The 24,890-nt window shown below is 36.3% G+C and carries 21 protein-coding genes, 1 tRNA gene and 3 pseudogenes; 7 read left to right on the plus strand and 18 right to left on the minus strand.

From position 1 onward, the window contains the following. The first annotated feature begins 4 nt into the window (after window positions 1–4). Genes tsaD through BW964_RS09390 form a run of 3 tightly spaced genes read left to right on the plus strand, consistent with a single transcriptional unit; the run spans window position 5 to window position 2,175 of the window. The gene (tsaD, locus tag BW964_RS09380) at window positions 5–1,021 is read left to right on the plus strand and encodes a tRNA (adenosine(37)-N6)-threonylcarbamoyltransferase complex transferase subunit TsaD (protein WP_076506631.1); all 1,017 of its coding nucleotides are present in this window, start codon (window positions 5–7) and stop codon (window positions 1,019–1,021) included. Continuing rightward, on the plus strand, window positions 1,018–1,428 hold the full coding sequence (locus tag BW964_RS09385; RefSeq protein ID WP_076506633.1) for a hypothetical protein: 411 nt from the start codon (window positions 1,018–1,020) through the stop codon (window positions 1,426–1,428). Before tsaD ends, BW964_RS09385 begins: the two co-directional genes overlap by 4 nt. A gap of 45 nt (window positions 1,429–1,473) precedes the next feature. Then, window positions 1,474–2,175 carry an RsmE family RNA methyltransferase gene (locus BW964_RS09390; RefSeq protein WP_076506635.1) on the plus strand — a complete coding sequence of 234 codons (702 nt, stop codon included), beginning with the start codon at window positions 1,474–1,476 and terminating at the stop codon, window positions 2,173–2,175. A gap of 68 nt (window positions 2,176–2,243) precedes the next feature. Here the strand turns inward: BW964_RS09390 and BW964_RS09395 are convergent, their stop codons facing one another. Then, the gene (locus tag BW964_RS09395) at window positions 2,244–2,891 is read right to left on the minus strand and encodes an XAC2610-related protein (RefSeq protein WP_076506636.1); all 648 of its coding nucleotides are present in this window, start codon (window positions 2,889–2,891) and stop codon (window positions 2,244–2,246) included. Beyond that, complete coding sequence (locus tag BW964_RS09400) at window positions 2,888–3,559, minus strand: TrmH family RNA methyltransferase (protein WP_076506638.1); 672 nt, start codon at window positions 3,557–3,559, stop codon at window positions 2,888–2,890. The genes BW964_RS09395 and BW964_RS09400 overlap by 4 nt, the downstream gene beginning before the upstream one ends. Before the next feature lie 81 nt (window positions 3,560–3,640). Between BW964_RS09400 and BW964_RS09405 the strand changes: the two genes are divergently transcribed. From BW964_RS09405 to BW964_RS09415, 3 genes are all read left to right on the plus strand, one after another. Next, window positions 3,641–4,657 (plus strand): asparaginase, encoded by a 1,017-nt coding sequence (locus tag BW964_RS09405; RefSeq protein WP_076506640.1) that lies wholly within the window; start codon window positions 3,641–3,643, stop codon window positions 4,655–4,657. Between the two features lie 55 nt (window positions 4,658–4,712). After that, a tRNA-Ser gene (locus BW964_RS09410) sits at window positions 4,713–4,799 on the plus strand. Between the two features lie 297 nt (window positions 4,800–5,096). Continuing rightward, complete coding sequence (locus tag BW964_RS09415; protein WP_084175745.1) at window positions 5,097–6,011, plus strand: DUF2490 domain-containing protein; 915 nt, start codon at window positions 5,097–5,099, stop codon at window positions 6,009–6,011. 115 nt (window positions 6,012–6,126) lie between these two features. Here BW964_RS09415 and BW964_RS09420 read toward each other — a convergent pair whose 3' ends face one another. Further along, window positions 6,127–6,828, minus strand: coding sequence for a hypothetical protein (locus tag BW964_RS09420; protein WP_076506641.1), 702 nt, complete (start codon window positions 6,826–6,828; stop codon window positions 6,127–6,129). Window positions 6,829–7,162: 334 nt separating this feature from the next. After that, a complete protein-coding gene (locus tag BW964_RS09425) occupies window positions 7,163–8,695 on the minus strand; it encodes a M20/M25/M40 family metallo-hydrolase (protein ID WP_076506643.1) in 1,533 nt (510 codons plus the stop codon). Between the two features lie 236 nt (window positions 8,696–8,931). Here BW964_RS09425 and BW964_RS09430 point away from each other — a divergent pair, with 236 nt between their 5' ends. Then, window positions 8,932–9,186: an XRE family transcriptional regulator gene (locus tag BW964_RS09430; RefSeq protein WP_228431936.1), complete on the plus strand. Its 255-nt coding sequence runs from the start codon at window positions 8,932–8,934 to the stop codon at window positions 9,184–9,186. Window positions 9,187–9,365: 179 nt separating this feature from the next. Here the strand turns inward: BW964_RS09430 and BW964_RS09435 are convergent, their stop codons facing one another. The 14 genes and pseudogenes from BW964_RS09435 to BW964_RS09505 form a co-directional block, all read right to left on the minus strand. Then, entirely contained in the window at window positions 9,366–9,668 is a 303-nt protein-coding gene (locus BW964_RS09435; protein ID WP_076506644.1) for an NTF2 fold immunity protein, read from the minus strand. A 266-nt stretch (window positions 9,669–9,934) separates the two neighbouring features. After that, window positions 9,935–10,426, minus strand: coding sequence for a DUF7336 domain-containing protein (locus tag BW964_RS22700; RefSeq protein ID WP_084175748.1), 492 nt, complete (start codon window positions 10,424–10,426; stop codon window positions 9,935–9,937). Window positions 10,427–10,526: 100 nt separating this feature from the next. Beyond that, the gene (locus BW964_RS09445; protein WP_104669419.1) at window positions 10,527–10,922 is read right to left on the minus strand and encodes a hypothetical protein; all 396 of its coding nucleotides are present in this window, start codon (window positions 10,920–10,922) and stop codon (window positions 10,527–10,529) included. A 180-nt stretch (window positions 10,923–11,102) separates the two neighbouring features. Beyond that, complete coding sequence (locus BW964_RS09450) at window positions 11,103–11,537, minus strand: hypothetical protein (protein ID WP_076506648.1); 435 nt, start codon at window positions 11,535–11,537, stop codon at window positions 11,103–11,105. A gap of 718 nt (window positions 11,538–12,255) precedes the next feature. Continuing rightward, window positions 12,256–12,717, minus strand: a pseudogene (locus BW964_RS22705) (RHS repeat domain-containing protein); the annotation flags it as partial. 206 nt (window positions 12,718–12,923) lie between these two features. Then, window positions 12,924–13,232 carry a hypothetical protein gene (locus BW964_RS22345; RefSeq protein WP_123911920.1) on the minus strand — a complete coding sequence of 103 codons (309 nt, stop codon included), beginning with the start codon at window positions 13,230–13,232 and terminating at the stop codon, window positions 12,924–12,926. A gap of 160 nt (window positions 13,233–13,392) precedes the next feature. Next, window positions 13,393–13,998 (minus strand): hypothetical protein, encoded by a 606-nt coding sequence (locus BW964_RS09465; protein WP_123911919.1) that lies wholly within the window; start codon window positions 13,996–13,998, stop codon window positions 13,393–13,395. Window positions 13,999–14,051: 53 nt separating this feature from the next. Beyond that, a pseudogene (locus tag BW964_RS09470) lies at window positions 14,052–14,509 on the minus strand (RHS repeat-associated core domain-containing protein); the annotation flags it as partial. A gap of 1,397 nt (window positions 14,510–15,906) precedes the next feature. After that, window positions 15,907–16,356 (minus strand): annotated as a pseudogene (locus BW964_RS22710) (RHS repeat-associated core domain-containing protein); the annotation flags it as partial. 101 nt (window positions 16,357–16,457) lie between these two features. Beyond that, on the minus strand, window positions 16,458–16,925 hold the full coding sequence (locus tag BW964_RS09485; protein ID WP_076506659.1) for a hypothetical protein: 468 nt from the start codon (window positions 16,923–16,925) through the stop codon (window positions 16,458–16,460). Next, on the minus strand, window positions 16,897–20,526 hold the full coding sequence (locus tag BW964_RS09490) for a DUF6443 domain-containing protein (RefSeq protein ID WP_076506660.1): 3,630 nt from the start codon (window positions 20,524–20,526) through the stop codon (window positions 16,897–16,899). Before BW964_RS09490 ends, BW964_RS09485 begins: the two co-directional genes overlap by 29 nt. A gap of 16 nt (window positions 20,527–20,542) precedes the next feature. After that, the gene (locus BW964_RS09495; protein ID WP_076506662.1) at window positions 20,543–20,884 is read right to left on the minus strand and encodes a hypothetical protein; all 342 of its coding nucleotides are present in this window, start codon (window positions 20,882–20,884) and stop codon (window positions 20,543–20,545) included. Window positions 20,885–20,894: 10 nt separating this feature from the next. Then, a complete protein-coding gene (locus BW964_RS09500; RefSeq protein ID WP_076506663.1) occupies window positions 20,895–24,290 on the minus strand; it encodes a hypothetical protein in 3,396 nt (1,131 codons plus the stop codon). Between the two features lie 3 nt (window positions 24,291–24,293). Then, on the minus strand, window positions 24,294–24,890 hold a 597-nt coding region (locus tag BW964_RS09505; protein WP_139325910.1), incomplete at its 5' end, for a T9SS type A sorting domain-containing protein.

The raw sequence follows: 24,890 nt of genomic DNA on the forward strand, positions 1-24,890 counted from the left end.
TATTATGAGCGACTCTATAATTTTAGGTATTGAATCGTCTTGCGACGACACCTCAGCAGCTATCATCAAGGGAAACTGTATTCTGTCGAACATTGCTGCGAATCAGGCCATCCATAAAGAATATGGAGGTGTGGTCCCGGAACTGGCATCGCGAGCGCATCAGCAAAATATAATCCCCGTTGTTGAAAAATCTATTACTAAAGCAAATATACAACAAAATGCTATTTCAGCTATAGGATTTACACGCGGCCCCGGACTTTTAGGATCTCTTCTTGTAGGAACCTCATTTGCTAAGTCTTTGGCAATGAGTTTAAATGTTCCATTGATTGAAGTTAACCATCTCCAGGCGCACATTTTAGCCCATTTCATCGAAGATGCAAATCCTATGCCGCCTCAATTCCCTTTCCTGTGTCTTACCGTAAGCGGAGGACATACAATGATCGTATTGGTAAAGGATTATTTTGATATGGAAATTATCGGAAAAACAATTGACGATGCCGCGGGAGAAGCTTTTGACAAGATTGGAAAGATCTTTGACCTGGACTACCCTGCGGGACCTATTATAGACCGCTTGGCCAGGGAAGGAAATCCTGATGCTTTCACGTTCAACAAGCCCAGAATGGAAAATTATGACTATTCATTCAGCGGGATCAAAACATCTGTTCTTTATTTTATTCAGAAGGAGGTCAGAAAAAATCCGGATTTTGTTAAAGAAAATCTGAATGATCTTTGCGCTTCCGTTCAAAGAACAATCGTTGAAATTCTGATGGCTAAACTTGAAAAAGCGGCTAAAGAATTAAATATAAAAGAGGTGGCCATTGCCGGTGGTGTTTCTGCCAATTCTGCTTTGAGAAAAGCGATGCAGGATCATCATGAAAAATCTGGCTGGAATATTTATATTCCAAAGTTTGAATATACCACAGATAACGCGGCGATGATCGCGATGGTCGCTCAACTGAAATATGAGCGAGGAGAATTTACGGATATGAAAACATCCGCAACAGCAAAATATGATTTATGAAAATACTCTTAGAAGAAAAAGTACTGGGAACCCAATCTAAAAAGAACTCGAAATATTATTGGGTTTTAGAAACGATTACCGGAAAAAATGAAGTGACAGAAACATCTGAGGACGAAGATTATTTAATGATCAGTTCAGAAATTGGATATGTTCAAAATATAAAGGAAGAAATCGTAGAGAAAATCAATTCAGAAAATGTATTCAGTTTTACTTACGAACCCAAAGAAGGAGATTATTTATCCATCAAAAATAATTTAAGAAAAAACGAATATTTGAATTTAATTTTTATGAATAATAAGTGGATTGAAGAAATTTACGCCTGTTCCTACAGAGATTGTGAAGGTGATATTTATACCACGATAAAAACGGGTGTCGCATTTTTAAGCGATAATGAAATTAGCTTTTAATCATCCCTTATCAATACAATTCAGGCGCATTCTAAATATCGATATATGAAACTTTTTTTTGGCGAAATCAATCACGGAAAAGCAATAATTAATGAAGAAGAACAACAGCACATTGTGAAAGTTCTTCGGATGAAAGATGGTGAAGACATTCACGTAACAGACGGAAAAGGAAATGTTGCTTCCGGAAAGTTAGTGATCGAAGGTAAAAAAGCCAATATCGAGGTTTCAGACATTAAAACAGATACTCTTGATTTTAATCCAAAACTTCACATTGCTATTGCTCCGACGAAAAATATTGACCGAATTGAATTTTTTGTGGAAAAAGCTGTGGAAATGGGAATTTCTGAGATCACGATTTTACAGACTGAAAAAACTGAACGTAAAAATCTTAATATTGACAAGATCAGAAAACAGGCTGTTGCCGCTTCCAAACAAAGCTTGAGGTTTCATTTTCCGGTCATCAATGATACGGTGAAACTTACTGATTTTTTAAAGAATATTGATCCGGAACATACTTTCGTGGCACACTGCCACGAAAATCTTGAAAGAATGGAACTTAAAGATATCCCTTCATTGGATCACATGACTTTTCTGATTGGTCCTGAAGGGGATTTTTCTGAAAAGGAAATTCAATTTCTATCGGAAAGTCATGTAAAAGCGGTTTCCCTTGGAAATCAGAGGCTGAGAACGGAAACGGCTGGTGTATTTGTAGCCGCCTGGAATTATTTTAAGATGATGAAGGGGTAGAAATTAGATGTTAGAGATTAGAAGTTAGGAGTTAGGAGTTAGGAGTTAGGAAATAAGGAGAAAACACATTATTCTACAATGATTTTTCCATTCTTCCGATACATGCGGATGACATCTCCTTCCTCTTCAATATGGGCGCTCATCATCAAAAGTTTTCCATTTTTCCATTGATAGATTTTGCTGTAAGTATTAACCGGGCCAATATGATAATCTGAAGTAATTTCCCTTTTTCCAGTATCAATTTTAATATTCTGAATCGTATCCAGGGGTTTGTAATAATCGTATTTCTTTGTTTTTTGATTATACAGCCAAAAGCTTGATGAATAAGCATAATTCCCGGCCCAGTTAATGAGTTCTACATCATTAAACCCGTCAAAATTCGCATCTTTATCGACATTAAAAACCACTTCCCTTTCGTTCAGAACAGATACCGTATCAAAAATAATTTTCTGATGAAGTTTGTTTCTGTAAAATATATTGATGGATTTAAAATTGATTGCTCCGTTAGGGCTTTCGAGCCCTTTAAGTGTATACAGATATCCATTTTCTTTCAGAGATTGGGAAAAAGGAATTGATGCTGTATCTTCTTCTTCCTGTGTATGTATTTCTATATTTTGTACCAGACTGTCTTTATCTTCAATATGATTTTTTTCAGCTGCTTCCTTCTTGCTGCAGCTGCTTAAAATGATTAAGATAAAGACCCCTATTCTGTTCATAGGGTAAGGTTATGATCTCTCAAATATTTTTCAAAGATCTGTTTTCCGCTTCGCATGGAGTTGACGGCCCACCGGATCTTCATTTTCATCTTTTTTTCTTCATTCAATTTATAATCAATCCCTGATTTCATCAGTTTCTGTTTCAGTTCGTACATACAGATTCCTGCGGCCACGGAAACATTGTAGCTTCTCGTTAAGCCATACATTGGGATCGCCAGTGTTTCGTCTGCAAAATCGATCACTTCTTCCGATACGCCCTCCATCTCCGTTCCAAATACAAGAGCGATAGGTTCTGTAATCTGATAGTCAGGCAGCATCACGGCATTTTTTTCCAGTGATACGGCCAGAATTTTATATCCTCTGTCTTTGATATTCTGCAGGGAAGCTATGTTTTTAGACATTTTTTCGACTTCCACCCAGGTTTCGGCTCCTTTGGTGACCGTAAGGTTAGGATCGAAAACATTTTCCTCCTCCATCGCCACGACCTTATGAAAAGCACAGGCTTCCACGGATCTTATAATGGCCGCTGCATTTCTGAACTGGTAGACATCATCCATCACAGGAAGGACAAAATCGGAACTTTCTTTGGAGAAATGTTCTATTTTTGAGAGTCTTTCCTCTGTTAAAAACTGTTTTAAATAGTCAAAAGTTTGCGCTAAATCTTCCATTCATTTTCAAATCTTTGCAAATTAACGTAATTTTGGGCTATGAACCTGAACGAGGCTCAATTTCTTACTAAAAAGTAATTCATGAAAAGAAAAGTCCTGCTCATCTATACCGGAGGAACCATCGGTATGGAAAAAGATTATGAAACCGGAAGTCTCCGTGCCTTTGATTTTGGAAATATCTTCGAAAAAATGCCAGAGATGAAATTAATGGAATGCGAAGTGTTTGTGCACCCTTTCGCAAAACCGTTGGACTCTTCGGACATGGGACCTGAGGAATGGAAGGTGATCGCCAACTATATTCTAAAAAACTATGAGCTGTATGACGGTTTTCTGATCCTTCACGGTACTGATACCATGTCTTATACCGCCTCTGCCTTAAGTTTCATGTTAAAAGGATTGAGGAAACCTGTAATTATGACAGGTTCACAACTTCCGATCGGAGATTTGAGAACGGATGCCAAGGAAAATCTTCTGACCAGTCTTTATTACGCCAGTCTTTATGAAAATGACGAAGCGGTTATTCAGGAAGTGGCCGTTTATTTTGAATATAAATTATTACGGGGAAACAGAACGCTGAAATATTCTGCGGAGTATTTTGATGCCTATTCCAGCCCGAACTACCCTATTTTGGGACAATCCGGAGTTCATTTAAATATTATCAAAGATAATCTGTACCGTTGTGATCCCGGGGTAGAATTCCATGTGGATGAACATATTTCTGAAGATATTCTTTTCTGGAGGATTTTTCCGGGAATGCATCTGAGTCACTTTAAGGAAATCCCTAAAATGAAGGTTTTAATCCTTCAGGTTTTCGGTTCGGGAACCATTTTCAGCAGTGAAAAGACGCAGGAAACGCTTCAGGAAATCCGCAACAATGGCACTGAAATCGTAGTGGTAAGTCAGTGTATATCAGGTGGGATCTCCTTTGGGAAATATGAGAACAGCAATATCTTTTCAAGAATCGGAGCGATCAGCGGAAGGGACATGACCGCCGAGACGGCGATCACCAAAGCAATGCACCTGATAGACAATCCTAATTACCCAGGAACTTTTGCCGACAACTTCACCAGAAGCCTTTGCGGAGAAATTACTGACTAATTTTGAATAATAATTTGCAGATTCCAGAAATTACTCTATTTTTGCAATCTCAATTAGAGAGGTGTCCGAGTGGTTGAAGGAGCTACCCTGGAAAGGTAGTATACGGGTAACTGTATCGAGGGTTCGAATCCCTTCCTCTCTGCAAAAATGTAAAAGTCTTAAACTTAATTGTTTAAGGCTTTTTTTTGTAAAAAAGAAATAAAGATGTAATCCATTCCCTGGATTCTACTAAAGGGAACGGATCTATAAATTTCACGCAGATTGGTCAGATTAAACAGATTTTTATTTTTATCTTCTCTATTTGTATAATCAGCGAGAGGAATTCATTTAGTACACAACTTTTGTATCTGATCCTTCCCTATTCCTAAAACATTCCTAAATCATGTATTTAATTTGTCCTGTTTATCAACAGTATTAAAATCATTTACATCATTATTTCATGGATAAAGGACCTCCATTGGCTACAACAAATCATCATTTTACAGTATCCCTTAATATTCAACTCCATCTTGTGACTGAACAGATACTCAAAATACGATTCAACAGATTTTACAGGATGCTCGGAACAGGAAAAATTATTATCGGGATATTTTTATTCAGCTTATGCGGATCATTACATGCACAGATCAGTCCGCCGGGCCTTGGAGATGCGAATTCGGCTTTCTGGTCAGCTTTTGGAGTAAGGCGTCAACTTGATTCGCTGGGAAAGAAACAGACTTTAAGTTATATTGCCGTGGGAAGGAAAAGCAGTCCTGATGATTATAATTTAGTCTCAAAACAGGCCATCATTGTTTTGAACCATGAGGTATATCATTCTTTTGCGCCCAATCAACAATATAGCTATGCGGTCAGTTATCGTCGACAGCCCAAATATGAAAGTTCCGAACCTTATGAAAAGGAAGCTACAGAGCAGGAATTAAGGATCTACGGAAGGTATGCTTACACATTTAATCTTGGGAAAAGATGGAAACTGAAGAATACAGTCCGTCAGGAATTCCGGAAGTTTTTTGATTCTGATTTTCGACAGGCTGACGAGGATTTTCAGTTGAGAACAAGAATTAAAAGTCAGTTAACCTATAGTTTGTCAAAGAAAAACAATCAGAAGCTGGCTTTAAGTGCAGAAGGCCTCTTTTCCACAAGTTACCTTAATGAACCGGAACAGAAATGGACCCCTTTCGGATACCGGGAAATGCGTATTGGAGCTTATTATATGTTTAGTATTCCACACTCTCCTTTTACTGTAGATATAGGATATGTAAATGATCTGATCAGAGGAAGCAGAAGTATAAAGAAAGGTGGTGTGCATTATCTGGCGGCAGATATTATTTGGAATTTACCGTTTAAAAATAAATGAAGGTGTTGAATGGGTGAAATTAAACAAAATCCTGGCATTGCTGTCAGGATTTGTCTGGAAAACCGGAGGCGGTATTCCGATAATATAATTTAAATATGAATGGTTGGTGTAAGATTCAATTACAGATCGTCAAAAATTGATGGCTCATCTGTACTTTGAATTTGGCTTCTGATTTTAATTTAGCATAAACCGTATGTTCAAAAGCCTGTACAGATCTCAGCTTCTTATCAATATATTCTGCAATCTGCGCTACAGAAAAAATAAAATCTCTATATATTGCAATATTGACAGTCTGACCATAGTAAGGAAGATAAGCCTTTAAGAATGGAACGGCAGCCTGATGTCTGCTGTAATTGACACAATATCCTGCTCCTTCTCTTTTGGTAACAATCTCACGCTCATTGATGAAATCCAGAATTGTTTTACCGGCATCCGGAGAACTGCTGTTTTTCAGTATATGGCTGTTGATTTTATCCAGAATATGCTGAGCATATTCCATCATGGTAATGTTCTTCCATTCAAATATATGGTTCATTCCTTTGGAGGCTTTAGGATATTTTCCATTTTCACAACTTGGACAGAAAGAAATTCCAATTTTTTCATGGGATGGAAAAAAGCAGTCTTTGATCTCCATAGAAGCATCCGCCAGAAGTCTGTCATCCGCAAAACTATAGTAGAGATAAGGGCTGTAAAGATCTGCAAGCGCTTTCAGAAAATCGATCTCGCTGGCATTGTGATATTCTTCAAACCACTGTTCGAGGGTATCGTAATAATGGCTTTCAAATTCTTTAAATGTTAAGTAAAACGGCAATTCCATAACTCTGTAATTTTGATAGGACAAAGCTATAGCGGTAATGCGACAAAACTTGACGTGTTATTTTTTTTTAGAGTCAAGATATAGATTTCAGATGATAGACTTCAGATTTCAGAGATGAGACTTTAGATTTTAGACTGAGATCAGGAAATGTCAATGGTGAGTTTTGCTTCGCAATTGAATGGTTAATCGCAGAGGCCAGATGTCAGACATGTTTCGGGATAATCGTTTCAAGATTTGAACAGCAACTGTCAACCAGCAACCAGCACTCTCGGACTCTAAATCACTAAAACTCTCGGACTCTCAAATTCCGCACAACGAAACCCGTATCCCGTAACTATTTATCATAATTCATCATCATATACTCAAAGTAGTGAATCATTTTGAGGTAGTTTTCGATGCTGATGTACTCATTGGTACTGTGGATGCTTTGCTGTTCTGAGCTGTTGATCTTAATGGGCATAAATCTGTAGATGTTTTTACTTACGATCTGGTATTTGTAGGCATCAGTTCCTGCCATGGTAAGATAAGGGGTAACGATTGCACCCGGGTGAATCTCTTTGACTCCGGCTTCTATTAATTGATAAGCTTTAGTATTGGTTGGAGAAACTGCGGAAGCTTCTCTTGTGTTATCGATCTCTTCCACCTCAACGTCGAAACCTTCTGTGGCTTTTGCAATATGTTCGCGGACCTCTTTGGCTGTGTTACCGGGTAGAAGTCTGAAATTCACGACGAATTCGACTTCGGGTGAAAGAACGTTGGTTCCATCACTTCCTTTCATCATGGTCAGGGCAGTTGTTGTTCTCACCAATGCATTGGTAGTATTATTTTTTGTAAGCTGAGACAAAAGAACGGGTTTCAGCAGCCATTGATTGGCAATAGCAAGTCTGTTGAGAAATGGCATACTTCCACCGATATTATCAAAAAAGTTCTTGATGAGCGGAGTTATGGTAGGTTTCATCTGATGATTTTCGAGACGCTGCATGATGACGGCAGCCTTTCCTATGGCACTTTCCATCGGTGGCATTGAAGAGTGTCCGCCAAGACCCTTAACCTTAATTTTAGCTGACAAAAATCCTTTTTCTGCGCAACCCACCACGGCAACATCAGAATCTATTCCTGCCACGTTTCCTTTTTGCAAGATCAATCCCCCTTCATCGTAGACTGCATCAAAATTTAATCCTTTTTTCCTAAAATAATCTGCAATCTGTACGGCTCCTTTTTGCCCTCCTACTTCTTCATCGAAACCGAAAGCCAGATAGATATCGCGTTTGTGAACGGTTTTATTTTTAATCATTGTATTCATAGATTCCATCAGGGAGAATAGCATTCCTTTCATGTCGATGGCTCCTCTTCCGTAGATTCTTCCGTTCGCAACGGTTCCTGAAAAGGGTTCGAAATCCCAGTCTTCCGCTACTTTAGAAACGGGAGGCAAAGGTTTGTCATTGGGTCTGAAAATATTCAGCTCCTTAGTTTTTACGTCGGCATCTCCGGGGGGAACAACGTCCATATGGGAAAGAAAAAGAACAGGTTCCAGTGAAGGATCGCTCCCTTTCAGCCGGAAAACTAATGCATGGGTATTGATCTCGTTGTTTTCGGTATTTTGATAGACCAGCGGATACGATGTTTTCAGATATTCTTTAAACTGATCAAAGGGAGCATAATTGAATTCTCCCAGACTTCCTGTGGAAACCGTAGGAATTTTAAGTCCTCCTGAAAAACGCATGAGTGCAGAATCATTTTTTGCAGGTTTCCACCCTTCAGAAGTTCCTGCTGTATTCTTTTTAAACGGATACGTGTACGTTTTGATCAAAAGTATGGCAACTAGAATAACAAGAATGCCGAGAATGGCTAAAAGGATTTTTTTCATGGCGGTAGGATTTTGTGTGATGGTGTAACAAATATAGCAAACAAAACGGCTATAGCTACGATAAAAGCTAAGAATACCTTAAGACAAGCTGTAAAACCAGAGAAAATGGCATTCAATATGCCATCCTGAAAAACTTATTTTCAGAGTTGTTTTCTGAGCTGGATAATGATTATGGATAAATGGTTTTTATGTAGATAATGCGGAAGGATACAACTAAATGAGTTGGAGGAAAGGATATGGGAGATTTTATTTTTATTGATGGGCACGAGCGATACGCTCGCGCCAGCAGGGGGGCGATTGACCAGATTATAAATTATGACGGTTCTACTCCCAAAGAAATAATCTTGGAAGACAAAACCGAACTCGAACAAATAAGGCTTATTCAACAGCTAGAAGAAGAAGACAAGCAAACCATTTTCCGACTCGTGGAAAAAATGCTCACCAATAAAAAGTTTAAAGATTTTTTTGCTAAAAACGCTGCTGCTTTGTAAAACCATAAACCCTCGCAAAAGCGAGGGGTTTTATTTATCTGCGCAAAGTCTTCCGACTTTGCGCAGCGGGGTGAAAATAAAAATATTTGTTGCCAATTTGACAACTTATTTTATAGATTTTCAGTTGTCATTTTGGAAATTAAAACATAAAAACTCCCGCCTTTCGGCGGGAGTTTTTATTATTCTCCGTGAGTATATTTAATCACTTTTTTTGTCTTTACGTTCACTTCTGCATAAGCAACACCACCTATTGTTGGCTTAGGAAATGTTCCGTGAACTATCCAAATACTATCGTTTTTCTTTTCTGTAGCAAATGGTTTTTGTTTATTTATAGATGATTTTCCGTAAACTTCTTTCCATTTCTTTTCTGCTAAGTTAAGAGCAATTTCTTTATCTGTAGTAGTATAATCACCACTTTTATTAGGTACTCTGTTTTCACAACCAAAGAGTGAAACAAGTAATATAAAAATATAGTATCTCATTTTAATATAAATTATTGATGATAGGGCAATTTTGTTTGATTTATTAATGGACTCTGTTCTCTTTTATTTCTATCCTCTATTGATTTTAAACCGCCATCTAAAATAGACTTAGGACGATCAACGGGGAGATTTTATTTTTATTTGCCCATAAGTGAAGACTTCAAAACACTGTAAAAACAGTGGCATATTTTTGTTGGTGGACACGAGCGATACGCTCGCGCCAGCAGGGGATATAATAAGCTATATCATCGCCCGATTTTTTCCAATCAAAAACCAGAAGTCCATAAAAGCTTATTCAGCTCTATTTCACCAACCATAAAGTCTTCAGGATGCTCTTTAAATCCGGGCTGTTGTTTTAGTTCGTCCACATTTTGTTGTGCCTCTTCTAAACTTGAAAATACACCAATGATTCTTTCATCATCTAAATATCTGTCAATTGTATATATGTGACTCACGCTGAAAATAGCGGTTAAATTTTGAACGACAGAAGAACCTCTATCTATTTCATCTTTTTCAGGTATATAATCTCTTCCAACCTCCCCGATTATAGAAGTGAAGCCTGTCTTCCAATGAACTTTATTCATTTCATTTTTTATCCTTAAGAATCCATCCGGATAATCCCGAAATCCCGGAAATTTCAATGCCTGATCTTTGATTTTCTCCAACTTTGTTAAGTCATCAAAAAATCCTAAAAGTTTAATTGCCGTATGGTCTTCATCGGTATATATATGCTCAAGGGTGTATATAAATTGTTTCATTTTTTATATCAAGCTTTTGCTAAAATAATAGAACTACTGTAAAAACAGTGGTTTATTTTTAGTGATGGACAGGAGCGAAAGACTCGTGCCATCTTGGCTTTCATTTTATTATTTTCAAATTTTTATTGTACATATCATAAATTACTTTAGTATTGTCTTTTTTATAAACGGTAAAATAGGTAACGTCTTTATCCTTTACTATAGAATCTCCTATTTTAATTAAGGAAATTATTTTTAAGTCTTCCAAGTAAATTTTATTACCATCTGATGCTTTAACAATATTGAAATGAGTCGTAAGATCATATGAGTTTGAAATAACTTGCCCATTACAGTACTGATCAAAATATTTATATTTGGATAAGTTAGGATCAAATATTTTTTTCATAATGATCCCACAAAACATAATTCCGAAGAATAATAAAATAATCTTGTTAATATTTTTTTTAAAAAATCCCATAGAGGTTTTTGAATGTTTATAAAAAAGTACTGTTTTCATTCTTTTTAAGCTTTCTTTAATTTCTGTTACGTGTCTTCTAATCTTAAAAAAATGACTTCAGTGGCAGGGTGGAACTCTTTCCATTAATTTAAACTAAATTAATAAAACCACTGTAAAAAACAGTGGTTTATTTTTATTGATGGGCGCGAGCGTGACGCTCGCGCCAGCGGGGGAAATTTATTAAATTGAATTATTATACGGAATTTCAATTCTATTATTCTGATTTAATGTAATTCCATTATTATCATCTTCTTCTTCTTCAACCAAAAACAAGCTATTTTGCTTTATTAAAATCCATTGATAAGGATTATCACATATATTTTCATCGTTAACAGCTATGTCTTCATTAATATTTTTTGAGATAGCTATGCCCAAAGAAATATTATTATTAAATTTAAGCTCCTCAACTCTTCTTTCATCTATGCAATAAATATTCAATTCCACTTGGAATTCAGAAATATCATCTAATATTCGGTTCTCAAATTTAATCAGACTTTTTTCTTCATCTATTAAATTGCTGATTTCCTTTATATCACAATTAAAAATTTCTTTTAATAACTCAACAATATAATGATCAGTTTTTTTTTTCTTTAAATAACAAATAAAATGAATCATACTAATATTTATTTATAAAATCTCTTGCAATGTTAGTATCTGTAATAGATACACCAGCTCCTTTTAGGGCTTGATCTACTTTGCTAGCAGGTACTGTTTTCATCAATTGTATTGCTTTAATTTGCCCTTGAGATAAATCTTGAAATTGAGGAGCTCCGCCACTTCTAGGAAATAATGTTTGTCCTTCATTTTTCATACCATAAACTCTACCATTAATCACTACATCTCCATTACCATTATTTGCATTTGAAAAATTACCAGCATTGTATGTTGTTATATCTAAGTCTAATATTTCTTTTAGAGCAAAGGTTCCTGCGCGTGTTTTTCCTCCTGCTATTGAAGTCGAATTTAAATTGTGCCAACTATTTATTTTTGCTGAAAATTTCGATGTACCTTTAGCAGCATATTTAGGATATCTAAATCCATTAGCATCTTGCATGGCAGAACCAAAAGCAACAGCAATAGATAATAAAACTCCTTCATTTGTATCAGGCATTGTAAAGTTTCCAGACATACTGCTATGAGCCAAATCTTCCGCTGCTTGTGCAGTGCCGGAATCAACTGGTTCATCCAACCATCGTCCGAGAGATTCTACAATACCTACTTCTAAATTTCCTGACTTGGACGCTTCTTGTTTTTTATCAGCATATCCCCAACCTCCAAAAAATCTACCTACACTATCCCAAGCGCGACGTAATCCTCCATGAGAACAGTTAGGATCATCACACATTCCATTAGGATCAAGTCTGTTAATTGGATTTCCAGAACAATAATTATAAGGAGTTTCATCATGAGAATGTTCAGCCAACGGATCCACAACACCCCATCTTCCTAAGTCGGGCATATAAAATCTTGCACCATAATCATACATTCCACTTTCCTGCAACTCCTTTCCATTGTACTTATATTTATACGCAGGATTTCCAGACAAGACATTATACCCTTCATGCTTCAATCCAAACGGATAATAATTACTTTCCTCAATGATCTCTGCTCCGGAGCCATTTTTAAAGTAGCTCAAACGAGTATTTCCAAGATGATCAGTATAGTTGTATACATACTTCCCAGTCTCAAAATTAAAATAACCTTCTGCGGTAGGGAAGAATTTCAATATACCATTTTCATACTGGAAACCGTCTAAATAATCTGTGGTGTCTGTACCGAAGATCTTTCTTACTTTAATTGAGGCTAAAATAATAAAACCACTGCAAAAAAAAGTGGTTTATTTTTATTGATGGCCACGAGCGAGACGCTCGCGCCAGCGGGGGCTCACCAATAAAAAGTTTAAAGATTTTTTTGCTAAAAACGCAGCAGCTTTATAAAATAAAAACCCATCGCAATTGCGATGGTTTTTTTATAGATTAACGGAAGCTTATAAAGCTAGTATTACTGCTTTTTGAATATAAAACCAACACTTCTATTTTCAACTTTTTTATAATAATACAAATCGTTGTCTTGGGTTATCTTTAAAGTATCAATATTTGGTATATGATACAAAGATTCATCAGGATAAAATGTCCTTCCATCATAAAGCTTTCTTATGTTTGTTCTATATTTTTCACTCAGAAAATTGCAATCACTATCATTAAAATAAGGTAAGTTAAACTCTTCTTTTTGAGGATTCAAAATTATTATCTTATTCTTAGAAATACGATATCTCTTTTTAAATACTATATTTTTGAACTGATCTGCCATATTCGTACAATTAAAAACATTTTTAATAATGAGATTATTCTCATCCAATATTTGAATAGACAATTTTCTATTACTATGTTCATAAATATATTCATTGCCGATTATCGTTAAAGATTGGCTTTTGCAGGAAATGAACAAAATAAATATAATTAAAGTTATTTTATTGTGCATAATAGCTTGTATTAGTTGCTGGAGGATAAATTAAAGATTGATTCAATCCAGGATTATCAACTAAACTTTGAAGAAAACTATTGTTAATATCATTAAGCTCAGTGACGGTTTGTACTTGATTTATTTTCAATAAATTACTAGGATTTGAAAAATCTAAATAAGGTTTATATAATATTTGACCAACTGCTGATAATTGTGCTTTGTAAGCATCCACTTCTTTACTTGCTCCAAAACTTCCAGATGTTAAATTTCCTGAAGTATTAATGTCATATTCTCCTCTGGCAATTTGTCCTCCATGTCTACCTTCATGCACTTTCTTATCATAATCATCAAAATAAATGGTTACTTCTGCACTGCCTGTTCTCATCGTTTGTGGTAGTCCACCGTTCAATGAAGCATCTTTGAATACATAATCATTATTTTTATCATTGATCATATCGGTTATATCATTCACAGACTTGTTAACTTCAGTAATCATCGAATTAATATTACCTATTTCTTTTTTCTGAGCTTTACTTAAAGAAACTTTTCCATTTTTATCGGTTGCGGAGCTATAAATCATATTCCTTTGCGATTCTAATTGGGTTTTTCTCATATTGAGCCCCATTTGTGTGTGTGTTCAGCTTCTTTTTTGCTCTGCGGATCGTTTATGGTTCTTCCATCCGGATCAGTAAATCTTACAGGATTATTGATAGTATAATTATAAGGTGAATGTCTTCTATATATTTCCGCCAGCGGATCAATCACACCCCATCTTCCAATATCCGGCATATAAAATCTCGCTCCGTAGTCATACATTCCCGTCTCCTGCAACTCCTTTCCATTGTACTTATATTTATACGCAGAATTTCCAGATAAAACATTATATCCTTCATGCTTCAATCCAAACGGATAATAATTACTCTCCTCAATGATCTCTGCTCCTGAGCCATTTTTAAAGTAGCTCAAACGTGTATTTCAAGATGATCGGTATAGTTGTATACATACTTCCCGGTTTCAAAATTAAAATAACCTTCTGCGGTAGGGAAGAATTTCAACGTGCCATTTTCATACTGGAAACCGTCTACATAATCTGTGGTGTCTGTACCGAAGATCTTTCTTACTTTATTTTAAGCTAAAATAATAAAACCACTGCAAAAAACAGTGGTTTATTTTTATTGAGGAAGCACGAGCGAGGGGGGGGGTTATTGATGGACATGAGTAGTACGCTTGTAATTTCTGTAATATTACGAAAATACTTCATTCGTAAACGTATAAATTCGCATCTTAAATTTCAATGCTTTTAATTACTTTTTATCATAGATTGTACCAGCAAGGATATTTATTAATTTTACTAAAATAATACTATTTTTCATTTTTATCAGGTCTAATTAATTTTAAAGAAATAGAAAAACTTACAAGAATACTTATTAAAAATATGATGGTAACATAATTAGCATCTAAACCAAAAGTAAATAACTCTAGTATTATATTCTTATGTGTAAGTATGTATACGGTTATTAAGAATATAGTTATAGAAATCAAAATAAATAAAATCCATTTTAATCTAATTATTTCAAAATAATTTAAAATAGCTATTATTAGACCATCTAAAACAAATCCAATACAAAAATACATGATGCAAAAATAAAAAGTATAAGCAAACATTTCAGTACCATATCCTTCAAAAATAAAAACTATTATTAGTGGTAATAGAAATAATAGAATATGATAGAATATGATATAATAAATTAAATAATATTATTCTTTTCATTATTGATTATTGTGTAAAAGTTATAAAAGTTCTATTTTCTGTTGTTTTTTCCCATTCTCCCTTTTTATTCCGCTTATACATGTCAACATCAGTATTTACAACATTTCCTTTAGCCTGTCCATTAAAATGTCCATTTCTTGCTCTTAAATAATTATTAATTGTACCAACTTGGTTACCTGCGACAGAAAACGTCTGAGCACCTTCTCTTATTCTTACTTCTGTCTCAAAAACAGCACTATTTTGTTCTGTAGTACCTCCACTATTCGCAACGTAATTAAATGTAAACATATCAATTTTTCCTGCTCCTAATTTCGAACCCAAATTATCTGCCAAACTATTTGCATATTCTAAATACAGGTCTGGTCGATTGGCAATTTTATCCGGTTCATGAGCAGAAAATAAATGTCCTTGGCCGTTGGGATACATTGTATCTCCATCAGACATCATTGTATGTGCATAACTATCTCCAAAATAATGCAAAGCCCTTCCTACTTCTGCCATAGATCCTGCACTATGTAGCATATTTCTTGCAATATTTCTTGCAGTTCCTGAACGTCCTCCATTTAGAGCATGTATACTTCTTTGTAATCCTGGATCCATCCAAGTACTTGGTGACGACATAACTTCACCATTTCTCGCCATTATATTGTCCGGAGCTTCTGTATAATAAGCTAACGAATATGCATCTTTTCTTCCCATCATCGTAGCCATTAAATAGACAGTCCAAAAATGGCCATCCGTTTCATATGCACCATTGGGATCTAAAAACCTTATTGGATTATTGTAAGCATACCTAAAGGGTGATAGATTTGGAGCTTTCTCCGCCAACGGATCCACCACACCCCATCTTCCCAAATCCGGCATATAAAATCTCGCTCCATAATCATACATTCCCGTCTCCTGAAGCTCCTTCCCATTGTACTTATATTTATACGCAGGATTTCCAGACAACACATTATACCCTTCATGCTTCAATCCAAAAGGATAATAATTACTCTCCTCAATGATCTCTGCTCCTGAGCCATTTTTAAAGTAGCTCAAACGTGTATTTCCAAGATGATCGGTATAATTATACACATATTTTCCGGTTTCAAAATTAAAATAACCCTCTGCGGTAGGGAAGAATTTCAATGTACCGTTTCCATACTGGAAACCGTCTAAATAATCTGTGGTGTCTGTACCGAAGATCTTTCTTACTTTATTTTAGGCTAAAATAATAAAACCACTGTAAAAAACAGTGGCTTATTTTTATTGATAAACAGGAGCGAGACGCTCGCTCCAGCGAGGGGGAGGTTTTTTTATTACTTATTTTTTTCTTTTTCCTTATATCGAGTTAGGATTAGAACTCCTTCATAATTACTACGTTTTGTTCCCTGTAAAATAATAGTGTCTTTATTGTAATACAGTATTTTACTGGTATTCTTATGATAATAGCCATTTTTAGAGTTTTTATAAGAATCTATACTAACAATGGAATCACTGATAATAAACCATTTTTCGGGATTGTATAGATCATCCTTCGGGATTGTGTCTAAATTCTTAGTCGTATAATTATTAATATACTGGATTTGTCGTCCATCTTTAAAAAATTCAAATACCCGAAAAGGATAAAATGCTTGAGCGCAATGTATACTATCTATACTATACGCATACCATTTTTTACTCGTTTCTCCTGCAAAAACTGACTCTATTTTATCTTGCTTATTTTCTTTACATGCAAAAATAATAAAAAGAAAAAGGCTAATCTTGGGGATGTTTAATATCTTCATATGGATTTGATGGATAAGTGCTGTTTCCTACACTAACGGTTATTGTTGTACTTGTTGGTAAATTATTTCCACCATTATATGGTGTAATGGTTACGCTTCCTGTATTTCCTTCATTATACTCATTGATCATATTCATACGGTCAGCACCATAACTTGCTTCTTTTTCAGCCGCATTGAGCACCCGTTGACCAAAACTTGCAGCTTGTCCGTATCGATATCCCTGTGTTGTTTTGCCAAAATCAGGATTTTTAGCTTCATTTAAATAAACAGTTGCATGATCAACAAAAGTATACCTGTTGGCAGGAATGTTTTCATTTTTATGTCCAAGTTTTCCTCCTTCATGATTCAAGGTAGATTTAATATTGTAAGCATTGTCATAAGTTCCATCACTTAAAGCTTTAGTATTAAAGAAAATATTACCATTTGCCATAGTTAGAGCGGATCCTCTTGATCCTGAATACGTTCCGGTATGTCCAGATATTCCTTTTTCTCCTGCATAGTGCGCTAAAATATTTGAAACAGCTTTGTTTGTTCCTTTGCTATTATAATTTAACTGAGATAGGCTAGCGGCTCCTGTATTACCTTTTAATTGAGATAATTTTGTAGCTGAACTGTTACTATGCACAACAACATTATTGGTACTTTTCTTATCTGTACCAATATACTTTCCATATTTATTGAAATGATCATCAACAGGAGCTCTACCATCCGGATCAATAAATCTGATTGGATTATCGAATGCATAATTATAAGTTGACCAACGACGCATTTGTTCTGCTTTCGGATCTATCACTCCCCATCTTCCAATATCCGGCATATAAAATCTTGCCCCATAATCATACATTCCACTTTCCTGAAGCTCCTTCCCATTGTACTTATATTTATACGCAGGATTTCCCGACAAAACATTATACCCTTCATGCTTCAATCCAAACGGATAATAATTACTTTCCTCAATGATCTCTGCTCCTGAGCCATTTTTAAAGTAGCTCAAACGGGTATTTCCAAGATGATCGGTATAGTTGTACACATACTTCCCCGTCTCGAAATTAAAATAACCTTCTGCAGTAGGGAAGAATTTCAACGTACCATTTTCATACTGGAAACCGTCTATATAATCTGTGGTGTCCGTACCAAAGAGCTTTCTTACTTTTACTCCATCTGCTCTATAGATGTAATCGGTTACTTTGGCATTCTGGGAAACCTTTCCTGGTAAATTTAAATAATTATATTGAATAGAGATCCCTTTATCCTGCTGAAGTGTCATATTTCCGTTCAGGTCATAGCTGATCGTACTTCCGGTACTTCCTGATGAAAGCGGATAACCACTTAAGGCATTACCCGTTCCCATCTCTTTAAGGTAGGCTAATTTATTACTCTGTTCCCCATTTTCATAATGGTATTCCAGATCATCCATCACTTCAGGAGCCGTATAGCCGGGAAGCTGTCTTCCTCTTCTGAGCAGGGATTTAATATTTCCGTTCAGGTCGTAGGTAAGCTTCTCATGGTATTCTCCTCTGTCTAAATTCATGGCATCCCAGAAACGTCCTTCTTTAAGACGGTTGAGACCATCATATTCATAAGAGTAATTTCTCAGAACCGCATCACTTTGGGTAATCCAAGACATCTGCGAAATATTTCCGTTGTACTTTGCAGAACCTGAAAACTGGTTGTCCGGTTTGCTGTACCTCAACTCATAAGCAAAGAGTTTATTCTGCAGATTGGAAGGTTCATTAAGTTTCGTGAGCCATCCTCTGATATTGTATGCATATTTGACACTCTGCAAAGGACTGCCTGTTGTATTTCCAACATTTTTGGTCTGAACCTGTCCGAGATCATTGTATAGATTTTCAGCAAGAAGTTCCTTCACTCCACCATTGACCTCATTCCAATGTCTGACCAGCCTTTCCTGATGATCGTATTCAAAGGTTTCTTTGATGTTGACTTTCGTGGCATCTACAGCTCTTTTATGCTCGGTAAGTGTATATTCCGGAACTCCTGAAAACTTCAGTAAACTTTCAGTTTTGGTGTATCCTCCAAGATGATTCACAGAATGAGTGGATATTGCCCGTCCTTTCTTATCATAGTAGGTATATGCTTTTGTCCAACTGTCATTGTCAATGTTTTTCACATAAGAAGCTGTGGGCAGACTTTTAGTGCTGATATTCGAGCCCTGGGTAGGCTGAGGCAGTACTTCCTGACCTAAAACTGTCCCGTAAACTGCTGGTGCACCCTGAGGATAGGTATCATAATAGCTGACGGTAAGAATCTTTTCGATACTTGTAGGATATGAAACGTTTCCGTACTCTATATTCATTCCACTCAAGGCAAAACTTCCTCCACGGGCTTCGTAAGAAACATTCGAAGCCTGATTATCAATAGAAGTCTGTATATTTTGTCTCGCAGTTCCGTCTCTTGAAATTCCTGTGTACACAACTCTTCCAAACTGGTCATATTTGGTAAAATTCCATGACTGGTCAGCTGTAAAGTTGGCAATTCCGTTTTTCAGAACGGTATCGCGATACAGAATCAACTGATCTTTTTTATTGTACACCATCTGTTCCCAGCCTTTTCCGGGAAGTTTCTTTTCTACCAGTCTGCTTCTGCCATCATATTTATATTGATAACAAAGATGTTCCAAAGCGGCGGCAGCTACTGATGCAGAAGCAGACGCCAATGGCGGAATTACAAATGCCAGCTGGTCATATTCATTATACACATAATAAGTATCTGCATTTTCGGAGGCACTGATGACTTTTCTGACCAATAGCGTTTGTCCCTTACCGTTCTTGAATTCTATGGTCTTATTGTTGTCTTCATCCGTGACGGTATTTTTATACAGTTGAGCTTCTCCGTATGTTCCGGATAGACTTAATACCGAAGAAGTAGCTCCATCAACCCAACTGGTGGCGGTGGTATATTTTGTTACTTCGCCTGTTGTATTGGCTTCATAGCCGAAAACAACGGGTTTGTTCTGCCAGTCCGCTCCAGGATTTTTCTGGCTTAAAATTCTGTCAAGCGGAGAGTTTTCTAAATTTTTATGGCTGAAAGGAAAAGAATCATTAATCCCGTTGGACTGATAATAGGCATTGACAGCCCCTTCCACTCCGGTTTGAATATTTCCACTCTGTGATGCCATAGGAACCGGAAGCCAGCTGTCTACCTGCCGTCCAAATCCATCATAAGGAATATGAGTTACGAGGTCTTTTCCTGTAGGAGTAGATTTGATGCTCACCGACTGCTTAGGTCTTCCGAGACCGTCGAAAAACTGAACACTCTGTATCTGTTGCAGCGATCCGTTTGAAACTTCGGTAGGGACTAAATACTGTCTGGTATAAATATAATTTTCAGTATTTGAAATATTAGCTGAATAATCAATGGTAATGGGCGTATAAGTATTCCCTGGATTACCGGGAGATGTTGTCCCTATATAGGCCCGAAATGTTCCATTGACAGAATTAAATTTGAATCCCGGAAGCATCCGTATACTTTGCGGATCTGCCACTTCGCTATTCGGAGCAGGAGGAGAAGTTAACACCACCTGCCCATAGTGATGAATACCCCATAGCAATCCTATGCTTATATATAATTTTTTATACATTCTCTTAAATTAATGGTTACCACTGGTCATGAAACAAAATAGAAAATTTTGATGCGTTTGTATAGCCGTATTTTTCAGTATCAGCCATTCTCACTTTAGGATTATTTAAGTATTCTGCTAATTCCAAAGTAGGATATTTTGGATTGGCAGAAGAAACGCTCCATCCTCCGGTGGACATTGTCATTTTTCCTCCATTCTTGCTGGCAATTTCTAAATTAGAATAAGGCTCTTGAGTTCTTATTCCTATATTATTGGATGCAGGAGTCGACGTTGGATTAACAACACTTGCAGAGGTATATAATTGTGCTGAAATAAATTGAACGGCTAAAATGCCGATAATGACTATTGTTTTTTTCATAATTTGTGTTTTATTGTTGGTAATTGTATTTGAATTCTTTCAGCACTTTCCCATTGATATCAATGACTTTTTCAAGCCTGTTGGCAGTGTCATATTTGTAAAGTTCTCTGATGCCGGAGGGTGGGGTGATGCTTTTCACTCCGATTAACGGATCATAGCTGTAGGTACTGATCTGATACGCTGATAATGCGGAATTATTTCTAAACAGGTCTAAAGCCGCAATCAAAGTCTGTTCGGAAGCATCGGTACCTAATTGGGCATCGTTGTCTGAGGCATTAATAATAGTATCAATGATGGATTGACTGATATCTGAAAGCTTGGCGCCTTCGATCTTGGCAATAGGCTGGGTCTGGTTATAGCCCCAGATAATGGTGGTGGGAATACCATTTTTGGTGGTGTACTGCTGTATATTACCTTTGGAATCATATTTTTGATACTCAATTTCTTTACTGATTATAGTGAGTAAATCTGTGGACTGTATTTCATATGGTAAAGCTAATCCTGCAGTTTTGGCATCTGCTTCTGATTGAGATACCGGATATACTGTTTCAGTTTTTGATACTCTTTTTCCTGTATCCTGAGTATCCTTTTTATTGATAACAACAGTTTCTAAAGGAACCCCAACAATATTTTTATCAATCAGGTATTGATTTCCTTTTTCCTGAGCATATTTATAGGTGGTTTCCATTATTTTTTTATCCGTATCGGTTGTTATTTGTGAAATCGGTTGATAATGATCATTGCTGTTATATAAAAAGGTATTGTCGGAAGCTAAGGTTTTATCATTCAGATAATCAAAGCTTGTTGTTTTATATTTTTCTATTTTACCGCTGTTAAAATAGTAGGGTTTATAATATATTCTGAAATTATTGGTAAAGTCTGCCACTAAAAAATTAGGGTGTGGCAGAGGTTTGTTAACCAGATGAGAAAGATTCATATACATATGAGCCAGCGGGACAATATAATAATCTCTGTTTTTGGTGTAGTTGCTAATCATTCCATCTGCCGATTCAAATCCCATTGCCGGACTGATCTCATACGGAGTATCAAAACCACCAAACTTATATTTGTGGAACTCTTCTCTTAAAAGTCTGTAAGAATTATTGCTGTTCTCAAAATATTTTTTTGAGACTAATAATCCTCTGGTCCACTGGTTGTCTGTTGGCAGCGTAAAAGGATATTTTAAAAAGTTGCTTCCATCAGAAAAATTCGTGAATTCGTAGTCCGTACGTCCTTTATTTTCAGCAGCATCACCTATATATTCCTTTACATATCTGTATCCCATACTGTTAGACTCCAGAGAGGAATTGATGGAGCCTGCCAAAACTCCTTTTGGATCTAACACCGGAATATTGTTCGAATTCATCCCTACTATACCCACGTATTCTTTCATTCCAAATAAATCTCCGCTGTTTTCTCCGGCAGGGCCTTTATATTCAAACGTTTTTTTTATTTTTAACTGGTCTTTATCCCAATATTTAATCTGTTTGATCCTGTTTCCGGGTCCATAGTACAGGGTTTCATTAGTACCTGTATTGGCAACCTTATAATCCAACATCAATGATACACTTTCAGAAGGGTTAGAAGCAATATCTTCCAAGGAACAACCAAATGCTGTGATGCCTATTCTGTAAGATGAACCTGCTGTAAGTGCTCGCGTTCTTGAAGTTCCCCTTACAATGGTCTTACTAGCTCCTATATTGGGAAAAAGGGTAACCCGTACACCGTTTTTCTCAACCCATCCCGTATAATAACTACATGCTGTAGGTATATTAGGATCTGTAAATGAATGATAATCAAAAGTTATTTCTATTTCGGAATCATACATTTGAGGATCTATCGTAATATCTTTGTAGTATGAATTGGTCGCTACATTATAGTTGGGAAGTTGATCTCCCGCCTTTAAAAGAGTCTCTGATTGAGTACGATAAGGTGAGTTTACACTTCCAAGTACTTCGCCCATACTAAAAGTAGGCTTCAGAAGATTATTTTCATAAATAAATTCTGTTTTTAAACCTGTAGAATAGCTTACTGATTCTAAAATCCCTGCTTTTGATCTCTCATCGTCACTCTCCCGGTTGCTTGATAAATGCCCGTTGTAATCAAAAAAATGCAAATAACTGCCGTTAGAAGCGTTGTTATAATATCCCCAAATATCCTGAGATGTTGAAAATCTGTTAGGAAGCGGAGTAGAATTGTAATGGTAATTGTATTTTTCAATAACGGTATTAGACTTTGAATAACGGATTGCTTCATTGAGAAACATCCTTTTATTGGACGAAGCGTCTAATGATGCCAATAAAGGATTGGTATTAGGATTCTGGATAGATTCCTGGATATTATAATTGAGCTGAAAATATTCAATCAAATGATCTTTACTGTCATAGATCTGAATTTTATCCAATGATTTTCCACCTAAGACATCCGCCCGACTGGAAGAAGAAGGTATAAATTTAACCTTGCCCTCAGGAAAATCAATAGATTCCAGAATATATTTATTTTCATTGATTTTGGAAAAATAAGTATAGACCCCCGGATTGGAAGGCTGGTCACAAGGTGTTGAAATACAAGGATAAACAATCTTATCGTAATCTTTTTTGTAATAAGCGGATTCATCCAATGTATAATTGTATTTTATAAGATCTCCGCTAACCGTCTCAATCTGAATCAGGTACCAGGTGTCAATATGTGAACTATCGGGTGCATCTCCATTTGCATTATATGCCATAGCCGGTGTACCATTCTGAACGTAACTGACTACCTGAAGTGAACTTTTAAAGGATTTTGAACCTAAATTTCCATAGTAAAATTTATTTCCTTTATCATCTGTTACCACCCAGCTATTGAGTAATGAACTTTGCGTGGCGATTGAAGATATTTTATAATCGCTATAAGGCTGCTGAACAATTTTTTTGTCCAACTGGTCAAAAATAAATTTCCCTGAATACCCGGGAGTAGAAAAATAAAACTGGTCAGGAATCAGATCCCTTGCTGGAGAATATATCGTTTGCTCATACACCGCTGCTCTTTTCTGAATATTAGTAAAAAAGTTAGTATAACTATCTGTAATAAGGTAGCCATTTGATAACTCATCTGCCCCGTCTCTGGCCTGCCTGCTGATCATTCCTCCGTAACTCAAACTCCACCCCATTCCAACTGTGGAGGCAATATCCTCAACCCGTACTCCTCTTGAATGGTAATCCAGCTGAATAGGAATTGAAAGATCTTTTGTTTTTATGGTATATATCGGTAAATTGATATTTACTAGGCCGTTATTAAGTGAAACCGGCGTTTCTGTAAATTTAAATACAGACGACGCATCCAGGTTGGGCGATTTTACATTGATTTGGGCAGAGACAGTCGTTACAAAATGAACGATCATCAATAAAATAATCTTATTCTTCATCACTTATTTTTTTATCAATTTAGCGTTAGCCGTTTTATTCGTATCCGTTTTGATCGTCACCAGATAAGCCCCCTGAATTAAATTCTGAGTATTGATCTTGGTCACTTTATTCTTCGTCTTCAAGCTCTGAAGCTCCCTTCCACCCATATCATACAACACAATATCCGCCTCTTTAAAGTCAAAGCCTATTTCTACGTAAGCATAGTCTGAAACCGGATTCGGATAAATTTTAATGTCCTGTTTTTCGATCAGCTTATTGATCTGACTGTCTCCCAATTTCACAATCTTCCAGTTCTCTTTTCCTAGTTCTTCAGCGCTGGTTCCGGCAAGAATTATTGAACCGTCTCTGTTCAGCTTAATATCTGAAAGTCTTTCTTCTTTCTTCCTGGATTCTCCTTTGACGTATTTTCTCCACTGTTCATTTCCCTCCTGATTCAGGTACAGCATCCAGAATGTTTCGTCATCTGTTTCTATTCGTCCTTCTGCTTGTGTATAACCTCCCAGTAAAATTCCTTTGGTAAAGTCTTTATTCTTTTCTCTTTCATCCCGGCTCTGAATCACACTCATTCCCATCAGAATATCGCGGTTTTTGAAATTGTA

Origin of the sequence: Chryseobacterium shigense, assembly GCF_900156575.1 — a bacterium.
GTDB classification, from domain to species: domain Bacteria; phylum Bacteroidota; class Bacteroidia; order Flavobacteriales; family Weeksellaceae; genus Chryseobacterium; species Chryseobacterium shigense.

Bases quoted from the DNA above. Each gene is read 5' to 3' on its own strand.
- BW964_RS09495 (WP_076506662.1), bottom strand. From the start codon at position 20,884: ATGAAAAAAACAATAGTCATTATCGGCATTTTAGCCGTTCAATTTATT.
- BW964_RS09390 (WP_076506635.1), top strand. From the start codon at position 1,474: ATGAAACTTTTTTTTGGCGAAATCAATCACGGAAAAGCAATAATTAAT.
- BW964_RS09445 (WP_104669419.1), bottom strand. From the start codon at position 10,922: ATGAAAACAGTACTTTTTTATAAACATTCAAAAACCTCTATGGGATTT.
- BW964_RS22345 (WP_123911920.1), bottom strand. From the start codon at position 13,232: ATGGCAGATCAGTTCAAAAATATAGTATTTAAAAAGAGATATCGTATT.
- BW964_RS09450 (WP_076506648.1), bottom strand. From the start codon at position 11,537: ATGATTCATTTTATTTGTTATTTAAAGAAAAAAAAAACTGATCATTAT.
- BW964_RS09500 (WP_076506663.1), bottom strand. From the start codon at position 24,290: ATGAAGAATAAGATTATTTTATTGATGATCGTTCATTTTGTAACGACT.
- BW964_RS09395 (WP_076506636.1), bottom strand. From the start codon at position 2,891: ATGAACAGAATAGGGGTCTTTATCTTAATCATTTTAAGCAGCTGCAGC.
- BW964_RS09425 (WP_076506643.1), bottom strand. From the start codon at position 8,695: ATGAAAAAAATCCTTTTAGCCATTCTCGGCATTCTTGTTATTCTAGTT.
- BW964_RS09405 (WP_076506640.1), top strand. From the start codon at position 3,641: ATGAAAAGAAAAGTCCTGCTCATCTATACCGGAGGAACCATCGGTATG.
- BW964_RS09420 (WP_076506641.1), bottom strand. From the start codon at position 6,828: ATGGAATTGCCGTTTTACTTAACATTTAAAGAATTTGAAAGCCATTAT.
- tsaD (WP_076506631.1), top strand. From the start codon at position 5: ATGAGCGACTCTATAATTTTAGGTATTGAATCGTCTTGCGACGACACC.
- BW964_RS09490 (WP_076506660.1), bottom strand. From the start codon at position 20,526: ATGTATAAAAAATTATATATAAGCATAGGATTGCTATGGGGTATTCAT.
- BW964_RS09430 (WP_228431936.1), top strand. From the start codon at position 8,932: ATGGGAGATTTTATTTTTATTGATGGGCACGAGCGATACGCTCGCGCC.
- BW964_RS09435 (WP_076506644.1), bottom strand. From the start codon at position 9,668: ATGAGATACTATATTTTTATATTACTTGTTTCACTCTTTGGTTGTGAA.
- BW964_RS09385 (WP_076506633.1), top strand. From the start codon at position 1,018: ATGAAAATACTCTTAGAAGAAAAAGTACTGGGAACCCAATCTAAAAAG.
- BW964_RS22700 (WP_084175748.1), bottom strand. From the start codon at position 10,426: ATGAAACAATTTATATACACCCTTGAGCATATATATACCGATGAAGAC.
- BW964_RS09400 (WP_076506638.1), bottom strand. From the start codon at position 3,559: ATGGAAGATTTAGCGCAAACTTTTGACTATTTAAAACAGTTTTTAACA.
- BW964_RS09415 (WP_084175745.1), top strand. From the start codon at position 5,097: ATGGATAAAGGACCTCCATTGGCTACAACAAATCATCATTTTACAGTA.
- BW964_RS09485 (WP_076506659.1), bottom strand. From the start codon at position 16,925: ATGAAGATATTAAACATCCCCAAGATTAGCCTTTTTCTTTTTATTATT.
- BW964_RS09465 (WP_123911919.1), bottom strand. From the start codon at position 13,998: ATGAGAAAAACCCAATTAGAATCGCAAAGGAATATGATTTATAGCTCC.